Source organism: Halorubrum laminariae, assembly GCF_024494655.1.
Classification (GTDB): Archaea; Halobacteriota; Halobacteria; order Halobacteriales; family Haloferacaceae; genus Halorubrum; species Halorubrum laminariae.
In genome coordinates this window covers 1-3,629 of record NZ_JANHDL010000035.1, presented here as the reverse complement: position 1 = coordinate 3,629, position 3,629 = coordinate 1, and the positions used below count along the sequence as shown (strand labels likewise).

At 53.1% G+C, this 3,629-nt stretch carries 4 protein-coding genes and 1 pseudogene; 3 read left to right on the top strand and 2 right to left on the bottom strand.

Features of this window, described 5'->3' with window-relative positions; all coding sequences use genetic code 11:
* Positions 1-146: 146 nt before the first annotated feature.
* Positions 147-239 (bottom strand): annotated as a pseudogene (locus NO887_RS18415) (IS200/IS605 family transposase); the annotation flags it as partial.
* Between the two features lie 159 nt (positions 240-398).
* Between NO887_RS18415 and NO887_RS18410 the strand changes: the two are divergent.
* Together NO887_RS18410 and NO887_RS18405 are read left to right on the top strand one after the other, a co-directional pair.
* Complete coding sequence (locus NO887_RS18410; protein ID WP_256419616.1) at positions 399-689, top strand: hypothetical protein; 291 nt, start codon at positions 399-401, stop codon at positions 687-689.
* Positions 690-788: 99 nt separating this feature from the next.
* Entirely contained in the window at positions 789-1,226 is a 438-nt protein-coding gene (locus tag NO887_RS18405; protein WP_256419615.1) for a TRAM domain-containing protein, read from the top strand.
* Between the two features lie 831 nt (positions 1,227-2,057).
* On the opposite strand, the gene NO887_RS18400 is transcribed toward NO887_RS18405, so the two are convergent.
* Positions 2,058-2,270, bottom strand: a complete 213-nt coding sequence (locus NO887_RS18400; protein ID WP_256419614.1) for a hypothetical protein — start codon at positions 2,268-2,270, stop codon at positions 2,058-2,060.
* Between the two features lie 351 nt (positions 2,271-2,621).
* On the opposite strand from NO887_RS18400, the gene NO887_RS18395 reads away from it, so the two are divergent.
* Entirely contained in the window at positions 2,622-3,419 is a 798-nt protein-coding gene (locus NO887_RS18395; RefSeq protein WP_256407144.1) for a recombinase family protein, read from the top strand.
* Positions 3,420-3,629 lie beyond the last annotated feature (210 nt).

The window sequence follows — 3,629 nt, the reverse complement described above, 5'->3', positions numbered from 1 at the left end:
TTCTCTGGTTCATTCAGCCCCGTCTGTCAAGAAACGTACCATCATTGGGTCAGCACAGCTGAGTGGTGGTCGGTTTCAGCTCTGCCCGCCCCGTCCGGCGAACTAATTTTGAACGTGCAACAGGGTAATGAAGTCTATACGCTCGACTAAACATGTTCCATCCACTCGGTGTACTGTTCAATCGTATCGGTCGAAATGTCACCAGCAGTCCCAACGTGGTACGATGTTTCATCGAATCCACTATTCAGAAAGGGTAATGTGTTAACGAGAGATGGAGATCGCTGTCCTACACCAGCACTCGCCGGGAGAGGATAGACCGCCCACGGCAACTGGCCAGATACTGCATCCGGATTCTCCTTGAGGCGGGTCTTTATTGCAGTGATAGACGAAGCCATTGTATGAGCGACTCGGCGTCTCCACGCGCCTCAGTCTCGCTGTCTGAACCGATTGACGTTCCAGCAGTCTTGAATCGAGCCGGCGTCGATTACGTCGGTGTCCATGATCATCGACTACTAGCCATCTATCACACCGGTATATTCAACGTGGTAACTGAACCTGAACCAGTGGCAAATGCGCGCACACTCGAGATTGAATGTTGGGAGGCACCACTCCCGTCTCGTGGTGATCAGCGATCTCCACAGGAGCTTCTTGATGACTTTGCTGCCGTGCTTGAGCGTGATAAGGCCTGACTCGTATATGGATCTCTCACCCGCAACAACAGTGATCGGCTGGGAGCAACAGGAACGCTAGAAACAAGTTATCGAACACGAACCAACGCATACGCAACTATGGACATTTCTGAGTCACTCCAGACATTGTATACTGCGACTGTTGAGGAAGACGATGGCAGCTACCAGATCACTGTGCCAGAACGCGAGGTCACCACTGGGACACTAGCTGCGGATGAGACGTACCGTGTTGCGCTCATCTCGACATCAACACCGGATGCTGAGGACACAGAGATGACTGATTCTGAACCGTCGACTGACCACAAAGACCAGCAGCAAGAGTTTGAGAGCCCACCTGTTGAGGAAGGTGAGCAGCGAGAAGTAGAAATCGAGAACCTCGGAGACCAAGGTGACGGAATCGCGAAAGTTGAGCGCGGCTACGTCGTGATCGTCCCCGAGACGAACGTCGGAGACCGCGTCACCGTTGAGATGCAACAGGTTCGAGAAAACGTTGCATTCGCGGATATTGTCGAGCACAACCCCCGTGAAGAAGTCTAGAAGTTGCTGATTAGCACGGACTAGTGGTTATAGAAGACTTCTCGCACACAAGCCGGATCGCTTAGTAGAAGGGGTGGAAGGAGCGTGTGACATGGATCCTTCCAAGCGAAGCTTATCAGCACTTGGAGGTAAGCTTTTGGCGGTTTTCTGGGCCGGGCGAACTAGCTTTCGGGGAGGCCGACTACCTGTGATCATCTGCAACTGCCATTTGCCGATCTGGTCACGGTCAGTACAGAGGATGTACTGAGCGATCAGCCTCCCCCGAAAATTGGCCCCAATTCGCACTACATTTGAACTCTGTATTTAGCATGTCTCTAATAACAGATCACTGGTCGAGGATTTCGGCAGATCAGAATGCGGTACCGGGGATGGTACCCCGGATCGCGTTGATCTGCCCTTGTAGTCGGGGATACACAGATGAATGGGGGGAGAGCAGATCGAACGAGAGCGGAGGGAGCAACCTCGCTCTCATCAGGGATCTATTGTCCCTACTCAGTCATGGTAGGCAGACTATTGAAATTGTTTTGATCCCGACCTAGATATATCATCCGCACAAAGAGTCTCGATATCATCGGAGAATGCGGAGCCGGACATGTCAGACGGCTCCGCGCTGTGCCGCCCTCAGGCCGGGACCGGATGGGCCGACGGGCATGGATACAGAGCGGCACTTCTGAGAGCTGGCCCGTGATGTGGGATGACTGGTCCAGCTCTCATCAGGGACCTACGGTCCCACTCTCCAGATTCCGGGAGAATTATTGAATAGTTTGTCAGGGCGTCATAGAACGGTTGGCATACCTCCTTTTGCCCTCTCGAATTGTTCACTACAGGAGATTATTCTTCGAGTTTGTCTGTTACCGTCTTGTAGAGTCGGTCTGTCCACGCTGGGAAGACGAGAGCAGCGAGGGTTCCAACGACGACACCAGCAACAATTCCCTGTGAGATATCTTGGAGAACTGTCGTTCCGAGTGCCGCTCCGAACGTCACTCCAACGAGCATTGCGAAGACGACCCGTTCTCCCCCAGTGTCGTCGGAGTCATCAGACATCTGTAACAGATGAATTTTTGAGAGGCAAAAATAACTGGGGGGAGGTCGTGTGAGCTAAAATGGCTTTGTGGTTCGCACTCTTTAGCGACCAGTTGTATCAGCCCAGTTTGGTCTGAAGAATAGAACTTCAACAGAGCCACTGACTCCAATATTCAAAAGGTGCTACGACAAGGCTGCTACAGACACTCTGTAAGTCCTCCAGTGGTCCACATACCAACTTCTAAGCCTATCCTGCTGTCCAGTACCTCTCTTTACTGACAGCTGATCTCAAGATACGTTGAGAAGGTAGTGCTAATAGACAACCACGAAAAGGGGTAATATTTTAAATCAAATCTGGCCAAAACGAGAAGTATGACTCACGTCGCGCTATATGCCCGCGTCTCAACTGACCGCCAAGACCACGAGCGACAGATCCATGAGCTCGAGGACTTCGTCGCGGACGAATATCCTGACGCCACCATCGACCGGTTCGCTGATATTATCTCAGGGTCTGACAGCGAGGGGGGTACAGAGTACCGTCGGCTCCGCGAGGCGATCGCTAACGGCGAGGTTGATGTCGTCATCGTACACGAGTTGTCTCGACTCTCTCGGCTCGGTGGTGGCGAGATCCACAACTTTCTGCAGTATGCTCTTGAACACGAGACGAGCGTCCGGGACCTCGAAGTTGGCCTCGAGCTTGATGTCGACGACAGTATGGTCGATCAAGCGGTCACCCAAATGATCGCCGGGCTCATGGGTGACCTCGCTCGGATTGAACAAACACAGAAGGTTCGCCGAATCCAGTCGGGGATCGACGCTGCCCGAGAGGCCGGTAAGTGGACCGGCCGGCCGCCGACAGGGTTTGAGGTTGTCAACGGACATCTCCGGGTCGACCCGGAAGAGTACCTCCGGGTACGCGCCGGCATGGAGCGAGTCGCCAGTGGTGAATCACTTGCCGACGTCGCCGATGACGTTGGCGTCGCTGCGAGCACGCTCCGAGAGTTGTATAACGACCGCGCGGAGCTATATCTCCACGGCGAGGCTGACGACGATCGCGTTGACACCGCCCTTGAGGATGTTCGCCCACTGAACGAGCCCGCTGCTGAGCCTGACGATGATCTCAACGAGCGACTTGAGCGGCTCGAACAGAAGGTTGAGAATCTTGACTGAACACAATCCACAGTAGTGATCCATCTGGAGAGGCTCTGTTGAAATCCTCAATAGTTGATACATTCTAACCCGGTTGCGGTCAATACAGGTGACACACAGATCGCTCAGTACAGATGAACTACTCACTGGCCGTTGAAAGTCATACAGAGCGGACAATTTTTCACGCTCCTTCTATTTTAATCCGTTATGAACCGACCATCTGTCTTTTAT

Bases quoted from the DNA above. Each gene is read 5' to 3' on its own strand.
- NO887_RS18410 (WP_256419616.1), top strand. From the start codon at position 399: ATGAGCGACTCGGCGTCTCCACGCGCCTCAGTCTCGCTGTCTGAACCG.
- NO887_RS18405 (WP_256419615.1), top strand. From the start codon at position 789: ATGGACATTTCTGAGTCACTCCAGACATTGTATACTGCGACTGTTGAG.
- NO887_RS18400 (WP_256419614.1), bottom strand. From the start codon at position 2,270: ATGTCTGATGACTCCGACGACACTGGGGGAGAACGGGTCGTCTTCGCA.
- NO887_RS18395 (WP_256407144.1), top strand. From the start codon at position 2,622: ATGACTCACGTCGCGCTATATGCCCGCGTCTCAACTGACCGCCAAGAC.